The organism is Nitrospira sp. Nam74 (assembly GCF_965152615.1).
Map to the genome: position 1 here is coordinate 3,251,088 of NZ_OZ224220.1, position 24,474 is coordinate 3,275,561.

17 protein-coding genes are annotated in these 24,474 nt (G+C 56.6%); 1 reads left to right on the plus strand and 16 read right to left on the minus strand.

Annotated elements, in window-relative coordinates; genetic code table 11:
• Positions 1–10 precede the first annotated feature (10 nt).
• From fliF to ACWHYZ_RS15220, 15 genes are all read right to left on the minus strand, one after another.
• Complete coding sequence (gene fliF, locus ACWHYZ_RS15150) at positions 11–1,570, minus strand: flagellar basal-body MS-ring/collar protein FliF (protein ID WP_447983515.1); 1,560 nt, start codon at positions 1,568–1,570, stop codon at positions 11–13.
• Between the two features lie 182 nt (positions 1,571–1,752).
• Positions 1,753–2,070, minus strand: a complete 318-nt coding sequence (gene fliE, locus ACWHYZ_RS15155; RefSeq protein WP_447983516.1) for a flagellar hook-basal body complex protein FliE — start codon at positions 2,068–2,070, stop codon at positions 1,753–1,755.
• Positions 2,071–2,080: 10 nt separating this feature from the next.
• A complete protein-coding gene (gene flgC, locus ACWHYZ_RS15160; RefSeq protein WP_447983517.1) occupies positions 2,081–2,533 on the minus strand; it encodes a flagellar basal body rod protein FlgC in 453 nt (150 codons plus the stop codon).
• Between the two features lie 61 nt (positions 2,534–2,594).
• A complete protein-coding gene (gene flgB, locus ACWHYZ_RS15165) occupies positions 2,595–2,999 on the minus strand; it encodes a flagellar basal body rod protein FlgB (RefSeq protein ID WP_447983518.1) in 405 nt (134 codons plus the stop codon).
• 88 nt (positions 3,000–3,087) lie between these two features.
• Positions 3,088–4,521 carry a sigma-54-dependent transcriptional regulator gene (locus ACWHYZ_RS15170; protein ID WP_447983519.1) on the minus strand — a complete coding sequence of 478 codons (1,434 nt, stop codon included), beginning with the start codon at positions 4,519–4,521 and terminating at the stop codon, positions 3,088–3,090.
• Between the two features lie 17 nt (positions 4,522–4,538).
• Positions 4,539–5,786, minus strand: a complete 1,248-nt coding sequence (locus ACWHYZ_RS15175; RefSeq protein ID WP_447983520.1) for a two-component system sensor histidine kinase NtrB — start codon at positions 5,784–5,786, stop codon at positions 4,539–4,541.
• Positions 5,787–5,791: 5 nt separating this feature from the next.
• On the minus strand, positions 5,792–7,747 hold the full coding sequence (locus ACWHYZ_RS15180; protein ID WP_447983521.1) for a tetratricopeptide repeat protein: 1,956 nt from the start codon (positions 7,745–7,747) through the stop codon (positions 5,792–5,794).
• Positions 7,748–8,077: 330 nt separating this feature from the next.
• Positions 8,078–9,490 carry a sigma-54-dependent transcriptional regulator gene (locus ACWHYZ_RS15185; RefSeq protein WP_447983522.1) on the minus strand — a complete coding sequence of 471 codons (1,413 nt, stop codon included), beginning with the start codon at positions 9,488–9,490 and terminating at the stop codon, positions 8,078–8,080.
• 293 nt (positions 9,491–9,783) lie between these two features.
• Positions 9,784–10,122, minus strand: a complete 339-nt coding sequence (locus ACWHYZ_RS15190; RefSeq protein ID WP_447983523.1) for an Hpt domain-containing protein — start codon at positions 10,120–10,122, stop codon at positions 9,784–9,786.
• On the minus strand, positions 10,119–12,173 hold the full coding sequence (locus tag ACWHYZ_RS15195; RefSeq protein ID WP_447983524.1) for a response regulator: 2,055 nt from the start codon (positions 12,171–12,173) through the stop codon (positions 10,119–10,121). Before ACWHYZ_RS15195 ends, ACWHYZ_RS15190 begins: the two co-directional genes overlap by 4 nt.
• Entirely contained in the window at positions 12,170–15,562 is a 3,393-nt protein-coding gene (locus ACWHYZ_RS15200) for a response regulator (protein ID WP_447983525.1), read from the minus strand. The genes ACWHYZ_RS15195 and ACWHYZ_RS15200 overlap by 4 nt, the downstream gene beginning before the upstream one ends.
• Positions 15,563–15,894: 332 nt before the next feature.
• A complete protein-coding gene (locus ACWHYZ_RS15205; RefSeq protein ID WP_447983526.1) occupies positions 15,895–18,195 on the minus strand; it encodes a response regulator in 2,301 nt (766 codons plus the stop codon).
• 208 nt (positions 18,196–18,403) lie between these two features.
• The gene (locus ACWHYZ_RS15210; RefSeq protein ID WP_447983527.1) at positions 18,404–19,066 is read right to left on the minus strand and encodes a response regulator transcription factor; all 663 of its coding nucleotides are present in this window, start codon (positions 19,064–19,066) and stop codon (positions 18,404–18,406) included.
• A 484-nt stretch (positions 19,067–19,550) separates the two neighbouring features.
• The gene (locus ACWHYZ_RS15215; protein ID WP_447983528.1) at positions 19,551–21,404 is read right to left on the minus strand and encodes a CsgG/HfaB family protein; all 1,854 of its coding nucleotides are present in this window, start codon (positions 21,402–21,404) and stop codon (positions 19,551–19,553) included.
• On the minus strand, positions 21,401–22,600 hold the full coding sequence (locus ACWHYZ_RS15220; protein WP_447983529.1) for an HDOD domain-containing protein: 1,200 nt from the start codon (positions 22,598–22,600) through the stop codon (positions 21,401–21,403). Before ACWHYZ_RS15220 ends, ACWHYZ_RS15215 begins: the two co-directional genes overlap by 4 nt.
• Positions 22,601–22,834: 234 nt before the next feature.
• On the opposite strand from ACWHYZ_RS15220, the gene ACWHYZ_RS15225 reads away from it, so the two are divergent.
• Complete coding sequence (locus ACWHYZ_RS15225; protein WP_447983530.1) at positions 22,835–23,086, plus strand: LuxR C-terminal-related transcriptional regulator; 252 nt, start codon at positions 22,835–22,837, stop codon at positions 23,084–23,086.
• Positions 23,087–23,165: 79 nt separating this feature from the next.
• On the opposite strand, the gene ACWHYZ_RS15230 is transcribed toward ACWHYZ_RS15225, so the two are convergent.
• Positions 23,166–23,711, minus strand: coding sequence for a hemerythrin domain-containing protein (locus ACWHYZ_RS15230; protein ID WP_447983531.1), 546 nt, complete (start codon positions 23,709–23,711; stop codon positions 23,166–23,168).
• Positions 23,712–24,474: the final 763 nt, after the last annotated feature.

Below are 24,474 nucleotides of genomic sequence, written 5' to 3' on the forward strand. Positions count from 1 at the left end.
CGAGCCGCCCTTAGGTCCCCGCCTTCAACCACTGCTTCACGACCACCGCCGTGGTTTCGGGATTATTTCTGGCATGATCAAGCGCGTGCGTCTGAGTAATCCCGGGCGCCTCGCCTGATGGGAGTACCGTTGCGGTCCCTGCCGTCCGCTCTTGACCTAGTGAGACCGGCGACGACGAGGTCAACGCTGTGACCAGCGGCCGGACGACAAACACGAGAATTAGGAGGAATAGAGCCGCACCGACCCCGTATCGAATGTAAGGTGCGTACGTCTTGAGAAGATTTGGCGCGTCTTCGGCCATCGTTCCCGACACGCCTGTGGCGTCTGCCTCCAATCCGAACTGGACATTGACGACTTCTACCTGGTCCTGCCGCTCGGCCGAATATCCCATCGCCTTTTTGACGATTTCCTCGATCTGCTTCATCTCGGGTTCGGAGCGCGGCACATACTTGCGTCCGTCCTCTCCCTGCCCGCCTTTCACGGATTCATAATTGCCATCGACCAGCACGGCAACGGAGAGTTGCTTGATCGTTCCGGTCGGTTCGATGATCTTGGCCACGGTCCGGCTGATCTCATAATTGATGACTTCATTCTTATTGGCCGTGTTAGTGCTGCTCGTCTGGGCCGCCTCTTGCACTTGACCCGGCGGCACATTCGACGCTACACCAGGCACTCCGCCGGTCACACCGTTGGTTCCGTTGGCCTTCTCTTGCGTCCGCTGTTCGCTTCTCGCCACTTGTCCATTCGGATCGTATCGCTCCTCCGTCATCTCGACTTGCCGGAGATCCAACACGCTGGAGACCCGCACCACCGCTTTATTGTGTCCGACAATGCGCTCCAACATCGTTTGAATCCGTGTTTCGATATCTTTTTCAAGCGTCCGCTGATAATCCAGTTGTGAGCCGGTCAGACGGGTGGGCCCGTCCCCGCCGCCATTTCCCTCCGATAAGAGACGGCCGTTGCCGTCTACGACGGTCACATCACGCGTTTGCAATCCCTCCACACTACTGGCGACCAAATGAACGATGCCCTGGATCTGTGCGCGGCTCAGGCCGTTGCTGCCGCGGAGCGACAAGACCACCGACGCGCGGGGGCGATCGTGGTCTCCGCTGAAGAGCCGGCGTTCGGGAACGGCGAGGTGAACGCGCGCCCGTCCGACGTCGGGCATTTGTGCGATCGTACGCGCTAACTCGCCCTGCAAGGCACGGCGGTAATTCAACTTTTGCACGAATTCAGACATTCCCAGTGTCGATCGGTCAAAAATCTCGAATCCTACGCCGCCGCCATGTGGCAGCCCCTGGCCGGCCATCTGCAGACGCAAATCGTGCACTTGCACGCTCGGCACGAGAATTGAGGCGCCGCCCGCACCGATTTCATAGGGCACTTTAGCCTCTTTCAATTTTTCCACGATGGCCCCGGCGTCTTCCGGCGCCAGATTGGCAAACAGCACCTGCATGTCCGGCTGCTGTGTCCACAGCGTTACCGACACCAACGCCGCCACTCCTGCGGCCAAGGCTACGAGAATGCCCAATCGTTTCGCAATCGGCAGACTATTGAATTTCATGAGCATGGGTAGGTGTACCGCCCTCTTTCATTATTTGATACATTCATTCCTAGACGTCGTCTTTGCAGGCTGCTCAAAAAGCCCATCCAACAAGGCCGCAGGGAGTTCGCACGCCGAGGCGTACTGTTCAGTACGTTGAGGCGTTCGAACGATTGAGAACACAGTTGGCGGGCTTTTTCAGCAGCCTGCTACATCTGCATCCGTTGGATGTCTTCGTACGCCGACACCAGTTTGTTGCGCACCTGCATCATCAATTGAAACGAGACGTCCGCCTTTTGAAGCGCCATCATCATCTGATGGACATTGTCACTTTCGCCGCTGACAAACTTGTCGACGGCCTGGCTGGCATCCAATTGCACTTCGTTGACCTGCGCAATCGCGTCCTTCAGCGACCCGAGAAACCCGCCGCCGGCATGGTGTCCTTCCGCAGGGCTCACCCCTGAGAATGCTTCCGTGGGGCCACCGATGCTCGACAGTCCCGCGGCTTTAATCGTCATATCATCCATGGCATCACCCCTATGATCGTCCGATCTCCAACGCACGATTCCACATGGCACGCGTCGCGCCAATCGCCTGCACGTTCGCTTCGTACGCCCGCGATGCCGAAATCATATTCACCATTTCCTCCATGACGTTGACATTCGGCATCACTACATAACCCTTGGCATCAGCATCCGGATGTTTCGGGTCATACACGGCTTGCCCGGGTTTGTGGTCCATCACCACGCGCGCCACTTTCACGCCTTCAAGATTGGGACCGTCCATTCTCATCGACGATACGCGAAGCGCGCGCTGAAAGGGCGTCTGCACGGGAGCCGACTGAAACACCACATCGCGCCGGCGGTACGGGCCCCCTTCCGGTGAATGCGTGGATTGCGCATTGGCCAGATTACTGGCAATCACATTCAGCCGGCGGCGCTGCGCATCCAAGGCCGAGACGGAAATCGCCAAACTATCGGTTATATCCATGTGCCTGTTCTCCTTTCATGGCCGCCGAGAAACCCGTTGCTCTCGACGTGGCGTCATACTCCTATCGGATGTCGCGTATCGCGCTGAGCAATTGCCGAATCCTCATGGAGGTCACGGTGGCGGCGGTGTTATAGTGCATGGCGTTATCGCTCAGCTTGGCCATTTCCGTATCCAGACTCACTGAATTGGCATCAAGCGGAAGGTCGGCCGCAGGCACTTCAGTAATTCGACCCCCTGCGTGTCCACGTGTTCCACCGATCACGATATGCCCAGGATGCGTGCTCCGCAGGTGAACGATGGTGGCGCCTTTTGCGGCTTGCGCCAAAGCATCTTTAAACTGAAGATCTTTGGCCCGATATCCCGGGGTCTCTTCATTCGCCACGTTCGACGCAATGACGCGTTGCCGAGCGCCTCTGAGATCCATCGCGCGTTCCAAGAGCCCTATGGTCCGGTCAAATATCGTCATCGCATCAGACCTCCCTTGCATGGACAACGACCCTACGCGGCAAATCTTGCCGATCCCTTTTCGACCCCCGTTGCCCGGGGTCTGTAGTTCAGCATTCGGCTTGAGGCCCCGGCGAGAATACGGCGGGCTGATGTGCCAACTGCCTGTATTCGCGTAGTTTGTTGCGCAGGGTCCGTATACTGATCCCCAGAACCTTGGCGGCATGCGTCCGATTGCCCTTGACCCGATCCAGCGTGTGCATAATCAAGTCCCGTTCCATCTCCCACAGTGAGCCGTTGGCGGGCAAACTCGGAGTGTGCGTCGGCGCCGACGGCGCAAGCCCCCTCGACGGCTCTTCCACGGTCACGTGCTCCGGACCGATACCGCCATCGCCCGCGAGTAACACGGCCCGCTCGACGGCATTTTCGAGTTCGCGGACATTCCCCTTCCAGAGGCGTCCGAGCATGACCGTGAGTGCCGCCTCCGAAATGCGCGGCACCGCGAGCCCGTTTCGTGACGCAGTCGCTCGAACAAAGTGACGCGCCAGCACCGGAATATCACTGGGGCGTTCCCGCAGAGGAGGCAGGGTGATGGGAAATACATTGAGACGGTAGTACAAATCTTCTCGAAAGCGGCCTTGCTCGACTTCCTGCCGTAACGAGCGATTCGTTGTGGCGATGACGCGAATGTTGACCTGCACCGGCTCTCGCCCGCCGATGCGATCCACCTCGCGTTCCTGCAGCACGCGCAATAACTTGGCCTGCAGTCCGAGATTCATTTCGCTGATCTCGTCCAGTAGGATTGTCCCTTGATGAGCCATCTCGAACTTCCCGATTTTTCTCATGAGCGCTCCGGTAAAAGCGCCGCGTTCGTGCCCGAACAGTTCGCTCTCCAGCAATCCATCGGGAAGCGCCGCGCAATTCACGGCGATGAAGGGTCGATGACCCCGGGGACTCCGGCTGTGAATAAAGCGCGCCAGCAACTCTTTCCCGGTCCCGCTCTCCCCCTGGATAAGCACGGTAGCCTGGCTTATCGCGACACCTTCCGCCAACGACAAGACCTTCGCCATGGCCGGATCTTCTCCCAGCATGGGACGATTCAAAGGGGATATGCCACTGCCGTCCGACCCTGCACTTAACCCCGCTTCAAGCTGGACGAGGACCTGCTCAAGTTGCTCCGTCGCAAATGGTTTAAGCAGATAGTCGACTGCGCCACATTTCATGGCTTCCACGGCGGTTTCCACCGTTCCATACGCAGTCATGACGACCACGTGTGTATTGGGACACCGCCGTTTGACTTCCTTGACGACCTCGAGGCCTCCGGACCGAGGCATCTTCAGATCGGTCAAGACGAGCCATGGCTTGGAAGTGGCGATCCGGTCCATCGCCTCCTGGCCATTGGCGGCCTGGGCGACGGTATACCCATTGCGCCGAAGAGATTCAGTCACAGCCAATCGCATGGACGGCTCATCATCCACAACGAGCACGCAACGCGCTTCGGAGACGGTGCTGTCAGCAGATCCAGTGGACAAGGCGGCATTCATAGTTCCTCCTCAGCGGCTCAATGACCCTTTGTGACGAACGTGGGCGCCTGATGCGATGGCTCAACGCTTTCTCCCGCAGGTAACACGAACGTAAATGTGCTGCCTCGACCCGCCTGCGTCTCGATTTCGACACGGCCGTGGTGTGCCTCGACAATGGCATGCACAATGGCAAGGCCCAAGCCGGTCCCTTCGTCGCGCGTCGTGAAAAACGGATCGAACACCCGCGACACATGTGCCGAATCGATGCCTGAACCCGTATCCGATACGGAAATTCTAAGTGGACACGGCTCACCCATTCCTGACTCGCCATTACACTCGCGACGGGCGTCAAGGGTGAGCCGGCCGCCGGTCGGCATGGCTTGAGCTGCATTGACACAGACATTCAACAGCGCCTGCTTCAATTGGCCTGCATCACACCAGACGGAGTCGGCAGAGGTGGCGATGTCCAAGGTCGTATCGATCCCGCGTCTTGAAATTTCGTGCGCCGCCAGCATCAGAACTTCTTCGAGCAAAGGACGTAAGGCGTGCCGGCCGGCCTGAGAGCAATCGGGCTTCGTATAGGTCAGCAGATTGGCCAGAAGCCGGTCCATGGCTTTCACCGCTACCGAGATATGTTCGGCGTATTGGCGTCTCGCCGGATCGTCGGCCAAATCCTTTCGCAGCATGGAGGCAAAGAGTTCGACACTCCCGAGCGGATTGCGTATTTCATGCGCGATCCGGCCCACCATTTCTCCCATGGCCGCTAAACGATCGCGGCGCTGCACCCGCTCCTCCAAGCGGCGCACGTCGGAAATATCCTGGAGCAGGATCAGGTTGCCAGCCGGAAGACCGTTCGCATCGCGAAGCACGGTTCGGAGAATCGCGAGGAGCGCACCGGTGGGCGAGACGATGGGATAACATCCGGTCGTCAAATGTTTCTCATCGAGGAATTGCTTCAGGAAGTACCCGAGCATCTGGTCGCGCGAAACACCGAGCAGGCTTTCTGCGGCCTGGTTGCATCGAATGATGATGCCATCGACTCCCGCCACAATGACGCCCGTGGTGAGGGATTCCAAAATCGCAGTCAGATGCGCCTTGATATCCTCGTTATCTTTTAAATTGACGCGCAACGCTTCATTGCTGGCGGCCAGCTCGAGGTCCAACCGTTCCACGCGGGCCATCAGCATCCGGTAGGCTTCCTGCAACGACCCGGCCGCCTGATCGAAACTGCGAAACGCATCATGGAGTATCTCAAAGTTGTGCCCGTCTGCGATGGACTGTCCCATGTTCATCATCCTGCCGGCCGCGTCTGGGGAAGATCGGCCAACAAGGCGGCCGAGATGCGCGTGAGAAGTTCGTCGATCGTCGTCGACTGCACTTCTTCGAGTAATGTCCGGGCATCCCCGTACCGCTTCTGCGCACGTCTGATTTTGGCGAGTTGCAAGCGAGCCCAATCGGCATCTGCCGGCGAGGGCGGAGTCTGAATGACTTGTCGATAGCGCACCGCGGCCTCCTCATACCGTCCCGCGTCCAACAGTTGATCCGCATAGGGAAGCGATGTCCTATGTGCGTTCGCACTCGCAGGCCCGATCGTACGTGCGAGCGTGCTGAGCGCCTCGAGAGGATGCCCGATTTTCACCTGCGCATCGGCCATGAGGTGCAGCATCCGACGCCCCTCGGAGGACTGATCGTTCGCATGGCGCAACCAGAGGCGGCACACTCGAATCAGACCGTTCCAATCCCCCTGCCGATGAAGCGTGTCGGCAAGATGAGCCAAGACCATGGACCGGCTCTGCCCCGATGGGTACTGAAGCAGCGTGCGTTCAAAGACCCGTTTGGCCGCCGGCAGATCTTGCTGGTCAAGATAGGCAAGGCCCAATCCAATGAACGCCTTTTCACGAATGGCGTCGGACACCGTCTCACGCACCAGCGTCCGATACAGCTTTATGGCCTGCGGTGTGAATCCAAGTCGGTAGTGTGCTTCGGCCAACAGCAGCAAGATGACATGGCCGGCATACACATCCTCTCCGAACGCGCCATGCCGATAAAAGAAGTTCACTGCGGTTAAATCATCGTGGGATTGTAAGGCTGCGAGCATCCACGGGCCTAAGATTTCAACCAAGCGCCACCCCGCCGCTTCAGGCCACGGGTCGCCTTCAATGAGTCCCTTCCGGTCACTCAACCTGCGGTAGACGTCGACCGACTCCAGCCGGCGATCCCGCGCCTCCAAATGCTCGCCCAGATGGAACAAGGCCTCGCTTCCGAGTTCAACGCTCGCATACACTTCGGCGATCTGCTCAAACATCTCTTCTTGTTCTCGTGAATCATTATCCCCTGCTGGTCGGCCTTCCAGGATGGTATCGATCCCCAACTCCGGCCCAGACTTCCTGGCTTGCAGAAACGTGTCACGGGCGAGTTCTGCCAAGCGCATCCGGGCGATTGATTCCTGATACGTCCCTGAATGCTTCTGAATCACTGCGGCATACAACGTCTTCGCGTGGTCGATGCGGGCGCTCTGCCGCCAGCTGTCGCCGATCCTGATGAGCGCTGTCGGCGCCTCGACATGGGTGGGATACAAATTATAAAACTGCTCCAGCAGGGCACGGGCTTCCGCCTGTTTCTGTAAGCGTAGTTTGACATCGGCGAACAACAGGATGGATTCGGCGCGCCATTTGAATGCGTGCGGCCATCGTCGGATTCCGGTTTCGTACGCGGACTGCGCCCTGTCCCATTGTTTGGCCCTGGCCAGCGCCTCGGCTAACGCAAACGTCGCGGGCACGATCAGCCGTTCATCATCGGTTCGCTTCTTCACCTGTTGAAACGCATGTTCGGCATCTTTCCATTGGCCGGCCTCCAAAAAGACCAAGCCCAAACCGAATAAGGCTCGAGGCGCTTCCAGCGGTGATTCTGCCAGAGACTGCTCATACGAGGCCTTCGCCTCTATCAGCCATCGACCTTGCGCATACAAATCGCCGATGCGCCACCGGGCTCGTGACGCATTGGCCGAGGAGGGCTCTTCGCGAATCAGCGCTCGATAGGCCTCGATGGCCTGACGTCGTTGATGATCTGTTCCTCTTTTGGCGATCAGATCCGCCACGAAGGCCAGAGAAGTGCCCTTCAGCGGGCTGGTTGGATAATCGTTCACCAAACTTATGAAGGCGTGCTCTGCGTCCTCATAGCGCTCTTGGGCAATTGCGGTGATACCTTCAGAGAGGCGTGCGCCATCCGGGCCGGTCAGAGGCCTCACATACCGGGGACCATCATCGGGAAGAGAGAAACTATGCAGTTGATCGGCACATGCAGGCGCAGAAAGTTGTGAGGAGAGGATAAGAACAACGATTGCCGATATAGGCACTCTCTTATGCATGAAGAGAGGACACAGCAAGTCTTATGCCTTTATTAAATCGACTCCCTTGCCCGAGAAACTGTTAGATTTTACGAGAGTTGAAGGCAGAGTTCGCGGCACGAACGGCGTCAATGGAACGACGATGCATCCGGTTACAGTCAATTCCTTGACGATACTGAAAAGGATCCCGAGCAATTCAAGAGGTGATCACCAGCGGAATTCCAGGCCCGATCAAGAGGAATACAACTCCCCTTGAACTTTTGGATCCATGCCCTTCCGCTTTAATTTTTCGACAAGCGTGGTTCGATTCACATGCAGCAGTTGCGCCGCCTTGCTCGTCACGCCATTCGCCCGACGCATCGCTTCGATAATGAGGCGGTTCTCATGCCGCTCCAACTCCCTCACCAGATCAATGCCGGCCCCGTTCAAGGACAGTGGCTCTTCAAGGCGTGCGGCTGGAGGTGGAAGCGATCGCAGCACCTTGTCGGGAAGATCCCCCGGCATGATCATGCCGGTTTTCTTCAAGACAATAAGGCGCTCGATCAGATTTTCAAGTTCACGAATGTTGCCGGGCCACTGGTAGTGCAACATATATTCCATGGCTTCTGGATCGACACCCCGAACCGAGGCCTGTTTCATCTCATTAAATCGTGCCATGAAATGTTCAATGAGTAAGGGAATATCGGTGAGTCGATCACGAAGCGGCGGGATCGTGACAGGGATCACACTCAAGCGATAGAACAAGTCCTTACGAAAACGCTTTTCCTGGACAGCGACCTCGAGATCCTGATTGGTGGCTGCCAGAATGCGCACATCGACACCAATAGTTTTTGTGCCGCCGACACGTTCGAAACACCGTTCCTGAATAACGCGCAACAGCTTGACCTGAACGGCCAAACTCATCTCCCCCACTTCATCGAGAAACAGGGTGCCGCCATGCGCCAGTTCGAACCGTCCCATGCGCGCATTCACGGCGCCTGTGAACGCCCCCTTTTCATGCCCAAACAGCTCCGACTCCAAGAGGTTCTCGGGGATGGCGCCACAATTCACCGGCACGAGCGGTTGATCGCGACGTGCGCTATTGTAGTGAATGGTCCTGGCGATCAGTTCTTTGCCGGTTCCACTTTCGCCTAAAATAAGGATGGTGCTGTCGCTGTCGGCGACCTTGTCGATAAAGTCCAACAGCCGGCGCATCGCATCGCTCGTCCCGATCAAATGTTCCGTGCGATACTGGTCCCGAACCGTTTTCCGCAACAGGACATTTTCCTGACGTAGCCGCTGAAACTCCAGCGCCTTATTGACGACGATAGAGACGGCGTCGGCATCGAATGGCTTCGTGATGAAATCAAAGGCGCCGGCCTTCATCGCTTTGACTGCGGCATCAATCGTGCCATACCCGGTCATCACGATGCCTACAATCTTCGCATCCAGTTGAGTCACTTGCTCCAGCACCCGGAGGCCGTCCATGCCGGGCAGCCGCAAATCGGCGATGACGACTTGGACGACCGTGTCCTTCACCGTTTGGATAGCGGACGGTCCATCAGCGACGACCGTGACTTGATAGCCATCTTGGGTCAATAGGTCATGGAGAACCTCTCGAACGCCATGATCGTCATCGACGACCACAATGTGAGCCTGTCCCATTTCTCACCCATGGTTTGATGTAACCGAATGGTCCAGATAATACCCTATTTGGACAAAATAGCTAGACCTATTGTCTTATGAAGTTCAACTTTTTGGCCTTATTCAGCTCAAGTCCGATAGGAGTATTGGTGAGACGCGACGCTCATGAAATGGTACACATGGAATGATGGAGTTTGGTCTGCAGCGTCGTGATGTGGCTCTGCAGGGTATACGGTTTCTGGAGGTGACGGCAGGCGAACCTGTTCACCGATGGAAGGAAGTACGACTCACTGTATGAATGTTAGCCGCGCTTTTTAGGCCGGCGAAAGACCAGTACTCACGATCTCAACACGAGCCAGGTACAGCGACAAGGCGTTAACGCAGGTACGAATCGCCACCGCATCGCCGTGCTTCGCGGCTGCTTCGATTTCACCGCCGATGTCCGTAATCCCATTAAAACCGTACCCGCCTCCTGAGCCCTTCATACTGTGACCGAGAATGCGGGCGGTCTCGAAGTCACCTCTATGAAGCGCGTCCAATAACGACTTCACATCTCGCCGCCGATTCTCTAAAAATCCTGGAATAAGAGATGCAAGGTCGGGGTCGACACGAATACGAATCGGTTTGTGAATATCGTCGTTGGAGTCACTCATTGTGTGACCTCATGGTCGGCATACTCGGCCAATGCCGAGAGCAAGGTTGGCTTCTTAATCGGTTTCGTGAGGTGAGCCGTGCACCCCGCCGCCTGACTATTTTCGACATCCTCGCGACGTGCATGTGCGGTTAATGCAATGATCGGGACCGGCGGGCAGCCGCGTGTGCGCTCCGTTTCTCGAATGGCTCGCGTCGCAGCATAGCCATCCATGACCGGCATTTGGACATCCATAAGCACGAGATCAAATCGCTCGGCTTTCCATTTCTCCACGGCAATGGACCCGTTTTCGGCCACCTCCACGCTGTGCGGCGTCTCCTTCAGATAAGCCAGGATCAGCGTTCGGTTGTCAGGCGAATCCTCGGCCAAGAGGATACGCAAAGATGGGTGGAGAGCCGAGGACCAACCAAGAAGCTTCCCTATCGGCTTGTCGGTGGAAGAGATGTCCGCCAGCGCAGATCGGATCGCATGTAACAAATCTTTATACTGAGGCGGTTTACATAGATATCCTCCCAGACCGAGGTCGTGACATCTGGCAATATCCCCGCTACGACCATTGCTCTGGAGCAGCATAATGATCTGTTGTGGTCTTAGAGGGACCTTCACTAACGCCTCTGCAACTGAAAATCCTCCGGTCCCTGACAGACGTGCGCTGAGCAATACCACATCATAGGGCCGCCCGGTTTGATGAGCCCGGGTCATATGATCCAGTGCTGCGTCGCCGGTTGTAAGCAGCTCGACCATCGCTCCCCATCCCGTTAACAGACTTCCCAGTGCGCGGGAAGCGGACGGATCATCATCGATCACGATGATACGCTTCCCCTGCAACGCAATGGTCGGTGAGAGTTCACCGCCCGGGGCCTGCCGAGGCAAATCCACTCGAGCGGTAAAAGAGAAGACGCTCCCTTGATTGAGTTCACTCTGCAGCCACATCGAGCCCCCCATCAGATCGGCCAGGCGCTTCGCAATGGCCAATCCCAGCCCGCTGCCTCCATATTTCCGCGTCGTCGAAGAGTCCGCTTGTGCAAAGCTCTCAAACACCAAGTCGTGCTTCTCAGCAGGAATCCCGATCCCTGTGTCACGCACTGAAAACCGCAACAGACACTCTGAGGCCTTCCTGCCGTTCGCGGCTTCCGTCACCTTATCTGTCGCGTGACTGTCTCTGTCGACCTCCACCAGAACATCGATCTCTCCGCGCTCCGTAAACTTGATCGCATTGCCGACCAAATTGATAAGAATCTGCCGAAGACGGTGGGGATCACCGACGACGTTCATCGGCACATCCGGAGTCATCCGATACCGAAGGTCAATGCCTTTATCGCGAGCGCGTTTGGCAAAGAGATCGATCGAAGTCGAGAGGAATTCATGCATATTAAACGGAATCGCCTCCAGCGTGAATTGGCCCGCTTCCACTTTGGATAGATCCAAGATATCGTTAATCAATATAAGCAGTGCCGCGCCGGCCCGTCGTATGGTGTCCAGATAGTCAGACTGCGTCGGCTCCAGAGGGGTTTCCGCAAGAAGGTCCGCCATCCCCAGGATGGAGTTCATAGGCGTGCGAATTTCGTGGCTCATATTGGCTAAGAACTCGGTTTTGGCGCGATTGGCAGCCTCTGCCGACTCCTTGGCCAACCGCAAATCTCCCAGAGCCAGGCTGGCGCGCAACATGTACCGCACACGATGGCTTAATACCACGGCATTGATCGGTTTGGTGACAAAATCGGTGGCGCCGACTTCATAGGCACGCGTAATAGAATCTAAATCATCCAGGCCGGTCACCATAATGATCGGCGTGCGATCCCCTTCCGGCATTCCGCGAAGATGCTTACAGGCTTCAAAGCCGTCCATCAGAGGCATCATGACGTCCATGAGTACGATATCCGGCCTGGCCTTCTCATAAGCCCACAGGGCTTCCTTTCCATCTTCCGCCTCATCGACAAGGAGACCGCATTGCTCTAATGCCTCTTTTACGAGCATGCGCATAACGGGATCATCGTCGACCAACAGTGCACGTGCCTGAGCCGAATCTTTGATCCCATCCGTGGCGTTCACGTTCTCACCTGGTTAAGTTCGGCCGTCAAGGCTTCTTGCACCACTGTATATTCGGCCTCCAGTAGCTCCCACAGCGATGTCATGCCTTCGAACGTGTTCGTGCGCCCCATCGCCTCCGCTTCCTTACACAGTGCTGCCAGCCGCAGCGCCCCTAAGGTGGCGCTGCTTGACTTCAGACTGTGCGCCGTTCTGTGCAAGGCCGCCGCATCCTGCCGCGGCACGGCGCCCCGCATGGTCTTGATCAACTCCCGGCTCGAAGCCAGATATTTTTCGATCACTCTCCTGAGCATGTCGGGATGCCCCGGTCGTTGAAGCGATCGAATGCTTTCCCACGCCCGACGATCGATCGACGGTACTTCGACGTATGGCCCGGCCAAATAGTCGGCGCTCCAGACATTTGAATAGCCTGTCGATACGGCCTCATGGCTGGCTAGAAGAGCACCGGACTCATGGGATGACATCACGTCCCGCACTGCAGTTGCATTCGAAGCCGTCTGCACCACCTGGTTCGCCCCATTCACCCCCGCCTCGGCCACCGACGATGGCATCCACCGTCGCAGCAAAACCTGCAGTTGATGTTGCATAAAGGGCTTGCTGAGATAATCGTCCATGCCGGCCGCTAGGCAGCGTTCACGATCCCCTGTAATGGCATGAGCGGTGACGGCCACGATCGGGATTCGGCGAACGCGTCCGGAAGTGAGTGCAGAGGCCTCAGAGGACTCAGTGGCGGATCTCACACTCACATCACCTGTCCTAAGTCCAGAGCCGGCTTCAATCTCCCTGATACGTCTTGTGGCTTCAAACCCATCCATCTCGGGCATCTGGCAATCCATCAGAACGACGTCATACGTCTTCCGCTTGAGCGCGTCGAGAACCTCCCGTCCATTCGAGGCCAAGTCGGCACGGCAGCCGAGCGCTTCGAGCATGCCCAGCGCAACTTCCTGGTTCACGGGGTTATCTTCCGCCAACAGTATCCGGCCATGGCTGAATGTCGGGACTTCTAGTTGTTGAGGATCGAAACGACACAACGCGGCTTGCTCTTCCGGTGACCCTCCCATGAGGGTGGCCAGGCAATCGTAAAGTCGAGACTGACGAAACGGCTTCGTGAGAACAGCTTGGATGCCTACTTGTTGAAGAACCTCGACATCCTCACTCCGCGTTATCGCCGTCAGCGTCAGAAGACGTAATCCACTGGAATGTGCTTGACCCTTCATAGCGCGAGCCAGCGCCACGGCATCCATATCCGGCAAGTGCGCATCCAGAATGGCGAGATCATAAGGTGTGCCGCGGCCCGTTTTATATTGCAAGAACGACAGCGCCTCCGCCCCCGACTCGGCTGAGCCATAGTGCATGCGCCAAGCTTTAAGCTGATTCTCCAAAATTGTTCGGGTCGTCGGATTGCTGTCCACGATCAATACGCGAAGGCCTTCGAGGTCATACTTCCGGCGGCCTTCCGATGAGGACTCCGTCGACATGTCGAACTGAGCGGTAAACGAAAAGGTCGATCCGCGGCCAGGGATGCTTTCCACGGCCACAGTGCCGTTCATCATTTCAGCCAGTTGTTTGACAATGGCAAGGCCGAGCCCGGTGCCACCATATTTCCGGGTGGTGGAACCGTCACCCTGAGCGAACGGCTCGAAAATGTTCGCTAGCGCATGTGTTGGGATACCGATTCCTGTATCCGTGACTGAGACACGCAGACAACACAGCGGAACCGCCGGAAGCGGATCGGGTGCCATCTCGTCCTCGCTCGGAGAAAACTCGCGATCGAAAGACTGTGCTGTTTTCTGGGGGTCGGCTTTGACCTGGACGACGACTTCACCGTGTTCCGTAAATTTGATGGCATTCCCGATCAGATTAATGAGAATTTGCCGGAGCCGGCCGGGATCCCCCTTCAGCATGACGGGCACACGCTCATCGATCTCGCAGGCCAATGTCAGCCCCTTAATCTGGGCCCGTTCTGCCACCAAATCGATGACCTCCTCGATGGTTTCATACACATCGAAGTCAACGCGCTCGAGTGACAGTCGTCCGGCCTCCACTTTGGCAAAATCGAGAATCTCATTGACGATTCGTAAGAGGTTCTGTCCGGATTGACGCACGGTCTCGGCAAAGCGTTTCTGCTTCGCGTTTAAGGTGGTCGCCAGCATCAGTTCAATCATGCCCAAGACCCCGTTCATCGGTGTGCGGATCTCGTGACTCATGTTGGCAAGGAATTGCGACTTGGCCCGATTGGCTGCTTCCGCTGACTCTTTGGCACTCCTGAGTTCTTCTTCGGCCTGCTTGCGTTCGCTGATGTCCTGCACAAACGCATTGAACTCATAACCCGTTGCTGTCTTCAGGGGACTGATCGCGAGCTCAATAGGGAATTCCATTCCATCTCGGCGCAGGCCGGTGATCTCGATCCGTCTATTGAGGACGGGCCCTTCCCCTGATCGTAAGAACTGTTGAAGCCCCCGTCGGTGCGCCTCTCGATGGTGCGGCGGGATAATCGTGTCTGCCAGGTCACGCCCGATCGCTTCTTCACGCGTCCATTGAAAAATGGTTTCAGCGCGGCGATTCCAATCGAGAATGTATCCACGGTGATCCATACCGATCACGGCATCCAGCGCGGTGTCGATAATACTGCGTACGCGCTCTTCGCTCTTCCGTAAGGCGATTTCCGCCTGAAGGCGGTCGGTGGACTCTAATGCCAAGGAGACCAGGTTCGCCATAGAATTGGCAAATTGTTGCTCTTCCAGGCTCCATTCATGGGGGATACCGACATGGGCATGGCTCATGACTCCAACCATCCGGCCTCCACTCTGGATGGGAGCATGCAATAACGCGGTAATCCCTAAGGGGATGAGATAGTCGCGGGAAAATTCATTTGTCCGAGGATCGTTTTTTGCGTCGCTCGCAGCAATCACGCGTTCCGAACTCAGCTCGTCAAAATACACAGGGAATTTCATCGCACTCAGCTCAAGGCCGGCTGAATGGCGATTCGCACTTCGTTCAAACAGGTCTTGGCATCGCAAGCATGATTTATCGTCGCTGAACAACCATACGCTGGCCCGCTCGACCTCCAGGGTATGCGCAGCTGCCTCCGTCACCTCCCGTACGGCCTCTTCAAAGACGCCGCTATGGATGTACGTACTCTTGGTTAAACGCCAGAGCGCCGCTTGTTGCTTGCGGAGAAACGATTCGCTTTCTGTCAATCCACGGTGTCTCGACGCTACTGGGAATATCTTTGTGAAGTGCGTAACGGCCACACCGCCGACAAGGATTCCACAGAAGAGAAGGAAGGGCAGGCGCAAACCAAATCCGACTTCAGGCTGGGGATCGTGAATGATGGAGGCAGCAGAAAGACACATCACGGCGAGCATCGCCGCAATGATCGTCAGTCTCACTCGACTCGCCCCTACGGAACGTGGCGAGGCCGCACCCGATTCGGGAGTCTGTTTTAACCTCGATCTGTGCATGGTCCCACACGAGAACTATCGGCAGTTATTGACCTATTCTTTAGAATGACAGATCCGAAGGCTTAGCTGATGCTGGACAGAACTAGGGGGAAGAAAGGATGATTTAGCCACGTCTGCAGTATGTGAGGTGTGATGCACTGCTTGGCACTATCGCCCTAACAACTCTGAGGCGAATGGCCGAAGGCAAAAGACTCTATCGTAGAGTCTATCGTAATGTATTCCAGTTAGTCGGTAGAGTGAGACATGCAGTCAGAAGGGGCTCAACTGGCGGGAAGCAAAATGTCGCGGACCTTCTGCTCTAAAGATTCGGGCGTAAACGGCTTGGCAAGAAAGGCCATCCCATCTCGGGACAGCACCTCACGCAGACTCGCATCATCAATATACCCCGACATAAAAAGGACTTTCATCTTGGGATAGCGTCCACGGAGTTGTTCGGCTAACTGACGCCCACCAAGGTGAGGCATCACGACATCCGTCAACAACAGATCGATCGGCCCGTCGTGCTGGTGACAGCATGCCATTGCCTCTTCACCATGGGTCGCTTCCAACACCCGATATCCTCCGAGGTTGAGTACTTCGTAAATAATCCCTCGCACGACCCGATCGTCTTCAACAACGAGAATGGTCTGAGGAACGAGAGTCGTTAAGGGGGTGCGATTGGAGGTTGAAAGAAGGCGGCCAGACGCATCCATTGTGGGAAAAAAGAGTCGAAACGTAGACCCCTTCCCTATAACGCTGTCGACTTCGATACACCCGCCACTCTGCTGTACGATGCCATAGACCGTCGACAGGCCGAGTCCCGTCCCTTTCCCTAACTCTTTCGTCGTGAAGAAAGGTTCGAAAATGCGGGTGATCGTCTGCTCGTCCATTCCTGTACCGGTGTCCTGCACACTTAGGCAAAGATACACCCCGGGATAGATGCCGCGATGGGCGACTGCCGACTGGTCCAAGACGACGACGTCCGTCTGAATCGTTAACACGCCCCCGCCCGGCATGGCGTCCCGAGCATTGATCGACAAATTCAAGACGATCTGCTCGAGTTGAGAGGGATCGACACGCGCATAGGTCGGAGCCGGGTCAATCTGCATGCGAAGAATGACGTCATCGCCGATTAAGGGACGCAGCATGTTGTCCATGCCCGAGAGCGCACGAGTGATATCCAATACTTTCGGCTGGAGGACCTGGTTGCGGCTGAACGCCAATAATTGACTGGTGAGGGCCGCGCAACGCTTGCACGACTGCTTGATTTCTTCGGCATGCCGCCGCAAGGGACTGTCCGCGGGCAATTGGCGGAGCAGAAGGTCGCCGTGTCCCGAAATGCCGGTCAGCATGTTATTGAAGTCATGTGCTACGCCCCCGGCCAATCGGCCCACAGCTTCCATCTTGAGTGCCTGCTGAAGCTGCGCCTCCATTTTTCTGGATTCGGTGACGTCTCTTGCCACAATCAGCACCGACATCGCCTCTCGCCGATCTTCACCGAAGGGTACGACATACGCTTCAATCCACCGAATCGCCCCCTGCGGGGTGACGATACGACATGGAAACGTCTGGGAAGTGCCTGTCAACGCGTCCCGGTGTTTGTTGGAAAACGTGTCTCGCTCTTCGGCATGGATGAACGGCATAAGCGGATGACCAATCGCCTCTGCCTCGGATTCGGCCCCGACCATCGTCAGTCCGGCGGGATTGATTTCCTCGATCAGTCCGCTACGATCGACGATCATGACACATGCGGGCTCACTATCGAGGATAGTCCGGAGCCAGTGTTCGCTTCGCCGCAGGGCTTCTTCGGACTGCTTACGCTCCGTACTATCGCGTGACACCATGACCACATTGACCACGGCGCCCGTCACATCGCGAATCACGTTGCCTTGCGATTCGATGAGCCTCACTCGTCCATCAGGAAGCACTAGACGATACTCAGCCCGCTTCCCGATGCCCGTTCGAACGATCTCGAAAAAGAGGGCTCGGATCGCCGCTTGGTCGTCTGGATGAATCTCTCGAAAAGCATCGGTGCCCCTGAGCGATTCGTCTGTTCCCAGAAGTGTTTGATACGCACGGTTGTTGTACACTCGTTTCCCCGTCACGTCTAAGACCGCGATGAGATCGGTCGTATTCTCCATAATCAGCCGGAACAACTGTTCGCGTTCACGTAAGATGTCTTCCGTCCGTTTTCGTTTATTGCGTTCTTCCGCTTCATATAAGGCCCGCCTCACGGATGGAACGAGGCGTGAAAGACGCTGCTTGAGGACATAATCCCGGGCGCCACTCTTCAACGTCTCGATCGCCCTTTCCTCCCCCACCGTCCCGGTGACAAAAATAAATGGAATCTGCGGGCAGGTATTACGTACGATCGCCAACGCCTCCATGCCGTTGAACGTCGGCAACGACACATCGCTGAGTATCAAGTCCACATGCTCTTGCTCCAGCGCTTTGAGGAAGCTCATCCGCGTCGCCACGCGTTGAATGCGGCACGGGATGCCCTCCCGGACAAGCAAAGACTCGATCAACTCCGAATCCAGCGGATTATTGTCAAGGTGCACGGCGTGCAACGGAATTCTCATGTTGTAGGTTCTCGTAGAGCGCGGCTTCGCACATACATTGCCTGGCGGTCGAACCCGTCATCTCGTTGCCCAAAAGTTGGAAGAAGAACGTGCACGTCAGCCTCCTAGAACCCCTATTTAAACTCTACCGCCTGGGGGATAAACGGCGCTGTGTGTATGTTCCTGACCGCTGCATGAGCTTCAACCGCTTCGCGCTCGGATGATTCGGCTAACGCGCAATTCGGTGACGTTCGAACAGGACAGCGGCTTGGGATCGACGCGACACCTGCATCTTTTCAAAAATATTGCTGAGATAGTTCTTGACGGTCTTTTCACTTAATCCCATATCAAGGCCGATTTCCTTGTTTGTTTTCCCTTCCACGACCAAAGCCATGACACGTTCTTCTTGTGGCGACAGCCTGCCGCTCGCATTGTCATGATCGCGGACGGAAAACGATCGCATGCGTTGAAGGAGGGCGTGCGTGACGGCGGGGTCCATAATGGACTGTCCGTTGGCGACCGTCTCGACGGCATGGATCAGCCCCTTTTCATCCGCCTGCTTCAGCAAGAATCCCGCCGCGCCGGCTAACACAGTCCCAACTACGGCATCGTCGTCAGCAAACGAAGTCAAGAAAAGGATCTCTGTGCCCGGGCATGTTGCACGAATCTCCCGGCACGCGTCGATGCCGCTGCCGTCCGGCAAACGCACGTCCATCAGCACGACATCAGGCTTCAACTGCCGCGCGTGCATAATGGCCTCCGCCATAGTCCCGACCTCGCCGACAATCTGCACGCCGGGCTGTCGGCTAAACATTGTCATTAAGCCGAGACGAACGACCTTGTGGTCGTCCACAATCATCAGTCGGATACGGTCGGGGTTCGGTTTAGGCATCCCTCGGCCCCTTTGGAAAAGCACCGATCAAAGGGAGGCCTTCCTCTTGCGCAACCACAGCGCCCCGCCGTACCGCATAATCCACAGAGCGGTATTCGGTTTCACCCATACCAGGAGGCCAGAATGCTGTTGCTGTAATGGCCTCAAAGATCCATGTCCCTCGCTTGAAGGAACACCCGCCAATATGCACGGCGACCCAACGGATGCTCTTTGAGACGAACTTGATGTGGAAGGTGCTGATGCGGGGCCGCGTCAACGTCATGATTCAGAGAGCGGCCGGACGATCAATGGCAGACGAAACATGATCATAGACGGTCAACCTCTCGGTAGACGGCTTGAGAAGTCGGGAGCGGCCCGATTGTATCTCAATAGAAAGGAAAAGTGTATGGCGACCGCATCAGATTCGTTCGGGTCCGTAACCGTACGCCTGTGAGGACAAAGCATTGCTGCGTGCACACGGTTCAGTGCAGAAGCAGTCAGTGGACTATGGCAGGCCGGGACTAGAACGTAACGGCATGAGGGGATGGGCAAGAGCGCGGGGACCGACAAGATTCAGGGCCGGCACATCCTGGTGTAATTGGAATTGGACACGCACTTTCAATCCTGCCACCGGCAGACCACTCGGATCGGCCCCTCGGCTCGGCACGGCTGCAGTCGGTGACGGCGATTCAGATCCTCGCAAGGCAAGCCACTGTTGCAACCCGGTACGAACGGCCGCAAGTGCAGTCTGGTCAAAGGTCAGGTCTCCGGACGCGAGCACAAGTCGTGGCTCTTCGCGAACTCGCAGTTTTGCCGGATCAAGTGTCAAGGTAATGACGACGGTCCGGTCATTACCCGGCCTATATCCCCGGCTCCAGGGTCGCGCTGTCACTGGGGGAAACCACGCCGCTTCCATGAGCGCTCGCAACGGCAACACCCCATCCAACATCGACGCCTCCTGCTCCGTGACACGCTTGTACCGTTCGGACCGGCTCTCAGGCGGCAGCGCCACCGTCTCTTTGGCGTTCGGCTGGTCGTTCACGATTTGCACGTCGAGTCGGACCGTGGCTCGCTCTTGCGGCACACGATCGATTGTGACCCGTACAGACGTAATGGTGGTCCCCTGTTCCGGCGTCAACTCATCAAACCGGGCTTGAGACTGTAACACATGGGCGCGCCGAATCCGCAGGGTAGAACCATCTACAGCGATCCAGTTGGACAGGGCCCAGGCCCGAAAATCCGAATAGACGGCGATGGTAAGGCCCTCTGCGGACAGCAGTCGCACACAGACGCGCCGAGCCAGACTCTTATCTCGAGCGAGCCTCTCCATCCATTCAGGATGGTCATCAAACCGGACTATCCTGGTGTCGTCCTGTTCCGACTCACGTACCGACACGCCGCCGATCTCCTTGAACGCCTCTAGAACTTCATCAACTATGACGGGCGATAGTCGAATCCGGACAGGCATCCGCAAGCCGCTTCGGGCTGCACCCACAGCATCGACCGAAGGCGGACCAATCTCTGTTTCAAGCCCAAGAACCAATCTTTCCATAATACGACTCAGGCCGTGCTGATCCGGGTCGGTATGGCCGGCCTTCACCCAGGAATCAACCGGGAGATGCTGCAGCGTTTGGGTAAGACGGCTCTGTGCGACGGCATTATTCGGATTCAAGGCCAGCGCCCGCTCGTATTCGGCTAGGGCTTCGAAAAGTCTCCCCTCCCTCGATAACTGCTCACCATCATGGTTGGCTTTTGCCGTCTGCAGCATGTCCATTCCAGCCGCCGAGACTGCCGACACATTCGCCGCCGTTGGAAAGAGTGCGCCAAGCCTCTCTACGAGCAGTCGGGCCACCGTCGACACTTCGTGAAGACGGCCTTCAGCTGCAACGGCGCCCAGCACAGTCCCTTGTTCCACACCGACTAATTGTGCGTCCAGGCGAAGGACGCCGTCCGCCACAATCATGCGTCCGGTGACGAATACGTTGGCCCCGATGAGCCGACCGATTTTTACGGTCGATTCGTCCGTGACCCGACCGGACAATTGAAACGCTTGCTCGCGAATAATCTCGTCCACACGTTCCCGTTGCACAATAATCAGTGAGGGATTATTGGCCAATTCGGCGATCAGCATGTCAACCAGCCCGGTGCGTAGCCACGCCAGTTCAGCCATCTGAGTTCGATCTTCAAAGGAAAAAATTGACAGGACGGTCGGCGTGGGAAGTGGCACGTGCGAATGGTCGGCAACCACCGGTCGATTCGCTGGTACAGAGACAGGAACGCTGGAGGGATGGCTGCAGCCGGGATTGAACGCCATCAGACAGGCGACCAAGGGGCCGCTATACCGAAAGGGGCCGTTCACCGTTCTCCGGGGCGGTTGGATGCTCCCCGGCAAAGCATCTCCCATGTCGATATGTCCGGACTGAGTCCGCACGCACGGAGATATGCCTGATCCGCGACAATCGGTGACCCATCCATGCCTGCTGCCTGTTCTTGCTCTTCAAGAACATTCGCGATGTGCACGGCCGTTAACGGACTCAATGTATGCCCCGACGAGTGCGTGGGATCGTGGTGGAATGCCACGGCCTCCACAATTGTATCACTCAGGCCCCAGGTTCCCAGCAAGTATCCTCCAACCTCTGCATGCGTCGCGCCGAGGACTTGGCGTTCAGCCTCCCACTCAGCCATGCCCTGATTCTGCATCAGGGCCAACGTCTCGGTATATTGATCCGGCACGTTGGTGGCTAACACCAGCAATCCAACATCATGCAGCAGACCAGCTGTAAAGGCATCCTCCATCACGCGGGTGTCTGTCCCTTGATCTTTGGCGACCGTGCGCGCATAGCGGCCGGTGGTCATCCCGTGGTTCCAGAGAACATCAAGCGAAAAAAAGGTCTGGGTTGAGGATTCAAACTGCGAAAAGACCTTCATCGACAGCACAAGGGACTTGATTGCGTCCAGACCCAATAAGGCCACCGCTTGCGTCGCGCTGGAGATACGCCTTGGCAGTCCGTAAAACGGCGAATTCACAACCTGGAGCAGCTTCGTGAGCATGCCCAGATCTTTTGAGATAACTTGTCCGATTTTGTCGATCGAAGCATCCGGCGACTGCAACTCCTGCATGACTTCGCGGTACAGCGTGGGCAGACTGGGCAGTGTCTGCATCCCCCTAACCAACTTCAGGAGTGTGCCGTTCGTCAGCAACCCTTGAATCGCACAGGCACGCGTCACCGTCGACTCGAAAACTTCCAGGGGACTGGACTTCGGGAGACACTGATGCGCCAGACCCGCTGACCGCAACATGCCTTCCTGATCGGATTGGTCCATCAGCAGGACGCGTACCATATGCGGATATCCGGTTCGAACTTCCTCTAATAGCTGGGCTCCGGTCTTCCCCGGCATCCGCATGTCAGTCATAATGACGTCACACCGTTCCGCGGCTAATGTGTCGAGTGCAGCCTGGCCGCTGTCGACACTGACCATTTTCCAGTCCCCCTCCAACGGCTTTAGGAGACGGCGCAGGCGTTCGCCCATTACCGGGTCATCATCAACGAGCATAATTGTCTTCATAGGAGACCTGTGCAATCGGGTGTTCTGAGGTCGTGTGAACGCGAGGCGCTGCACTGGACTGAATCGGTCACAGATCCTTATCGGCACAGGTTCGAAGAGACTTTACCATAGAACCGGGCATTTCCCGTAAGTACACCTCCGGTGGCTCTGACTGACCCTACCTCACACCATAATGCTCTTTTTACTGATACTCCCAAGCGGCACAGAATTGTACAAGCAACTATGCGACGCCAAGACACAGCAGGGGGACGCACTGCATCACGCCGCCGCCCGGAAGACCTCACGCCCCGCGAGCAACAAATATTAGGCCTCATTTGGTCGGGGCTGAAGAACCGTGAGATTGCGGTCCGTCTCAAGATCAGCGTGAAAACCGTCGAAGCACATCGCGCGACCATGATGAAAAAAGTCCGTGTCAGCAATACCGCTCAACTCTTAAAAGCGGCCATCCAGGACCGCCTCATCCCCCTCGGGTAGTTTCCGCGCTCTTCCACGGTTCCCCATTTCTTCGTCCCTTCATCAATAGGCGATGCATTTCGTTCACGAGGTGACGATGCTACCGTTCTTGTCTGCGAAACGTAACAAATAGCAAGGCTCCCAATCCGATAAGGACAAGTGCCATGAGACCAAGCGCTGATGGCGGCCGCACACTTGCCATGAGTTGTACACGCCGTATATCCATCTGCTTGGCTAGCCTGCGGAGCGGCAGACGATCTTCCGCCATCGGAAAAAGCGCTTCTTCCCGCTCAGCGTGTGCGAGTACTCGTTCTTCCAGCGTCCTCAGTTGCATGCCAAAATCTGAACCCTGCACATCCGTCTGCATGACCTCATTCATCCGATTTTTGATCTCTTGATGCTCGCGAGTGGCCTGCTCCACGAATTGACGACCCTCTTGTCCTCCGAATTGTTCCAGCGCAGGGTAAAACAATTCTTCTTCCAACGTGGCATGGATCATGAGATTGTCGCAAATTTCCTGAACCAGCAGACGGCGCGCGGTCAAAGAGTCCGTGGCCAGACATCTAGAAAAAGCCTGCTTCACATACGCATGATCCGCTCTCAGCATCGTCAATGGATCGATCAGTTTTTGCATCAGAGTCGCCATAGAGTACTCCTTCCTTTTGAATTGTCCCCGAAGGGTTGCTCGTCCTGCCTTCGCATGCATTCGGCGAGCTGTGGCGTACTTTTGTTACACAATCTTCGCCTCTCTTCTGTCCCCTGACATCTCCCCGAGCCGGAAGGGTCAACGATCCGCTCAATGAATAGTGACGGTTACTTGCTGAGTCGAACAGCAGTCCTGATGTTGCTTGCAATAACTGCCACCTAGCATACTAAACAACCGCCAATCGTTGCCGTCGGTAAAAACCGCGGCAGCGCCACTGATAAAAGCTTACATATGCACCCGGCTGACTCAAAAGGGTAACAGTCCGTCCGGTGGAATAGTGAGCGGAAGGCGGCAGAATCATGCTGACATAGCAGCAGCAATGCAGCTTAATGAGACGCCACGGGATCTCAACAAGCAGGGCTTTCACGAGTGCGGATTCGCGAATCGTGTCCCGCCGGTCATGCGATGCGATGCCGACAACATGGCTGTGACGCGATGAGTAAGATGACGTTGACGATCCTGTCAGGCGTTTCCGCCGCTATTCAACACAACGGTGGCTAGCGCTCGCGGCGGAGCTTCCTGAATCGCCTCGCCGGTGTAGAGCACGAACGACTGAAGGACGCATCCATCTCAACTAGAACAATCTGCCCTGTATGTGAATTCCGCAAAGGGATAGTGCAGAACCGTGCTTGGTCTCGTACCAAGTTTAGGAAGCAGTGATTGAAGCGGCAGGTGTACCGTAATGGGATAGCCTCGACCGGCG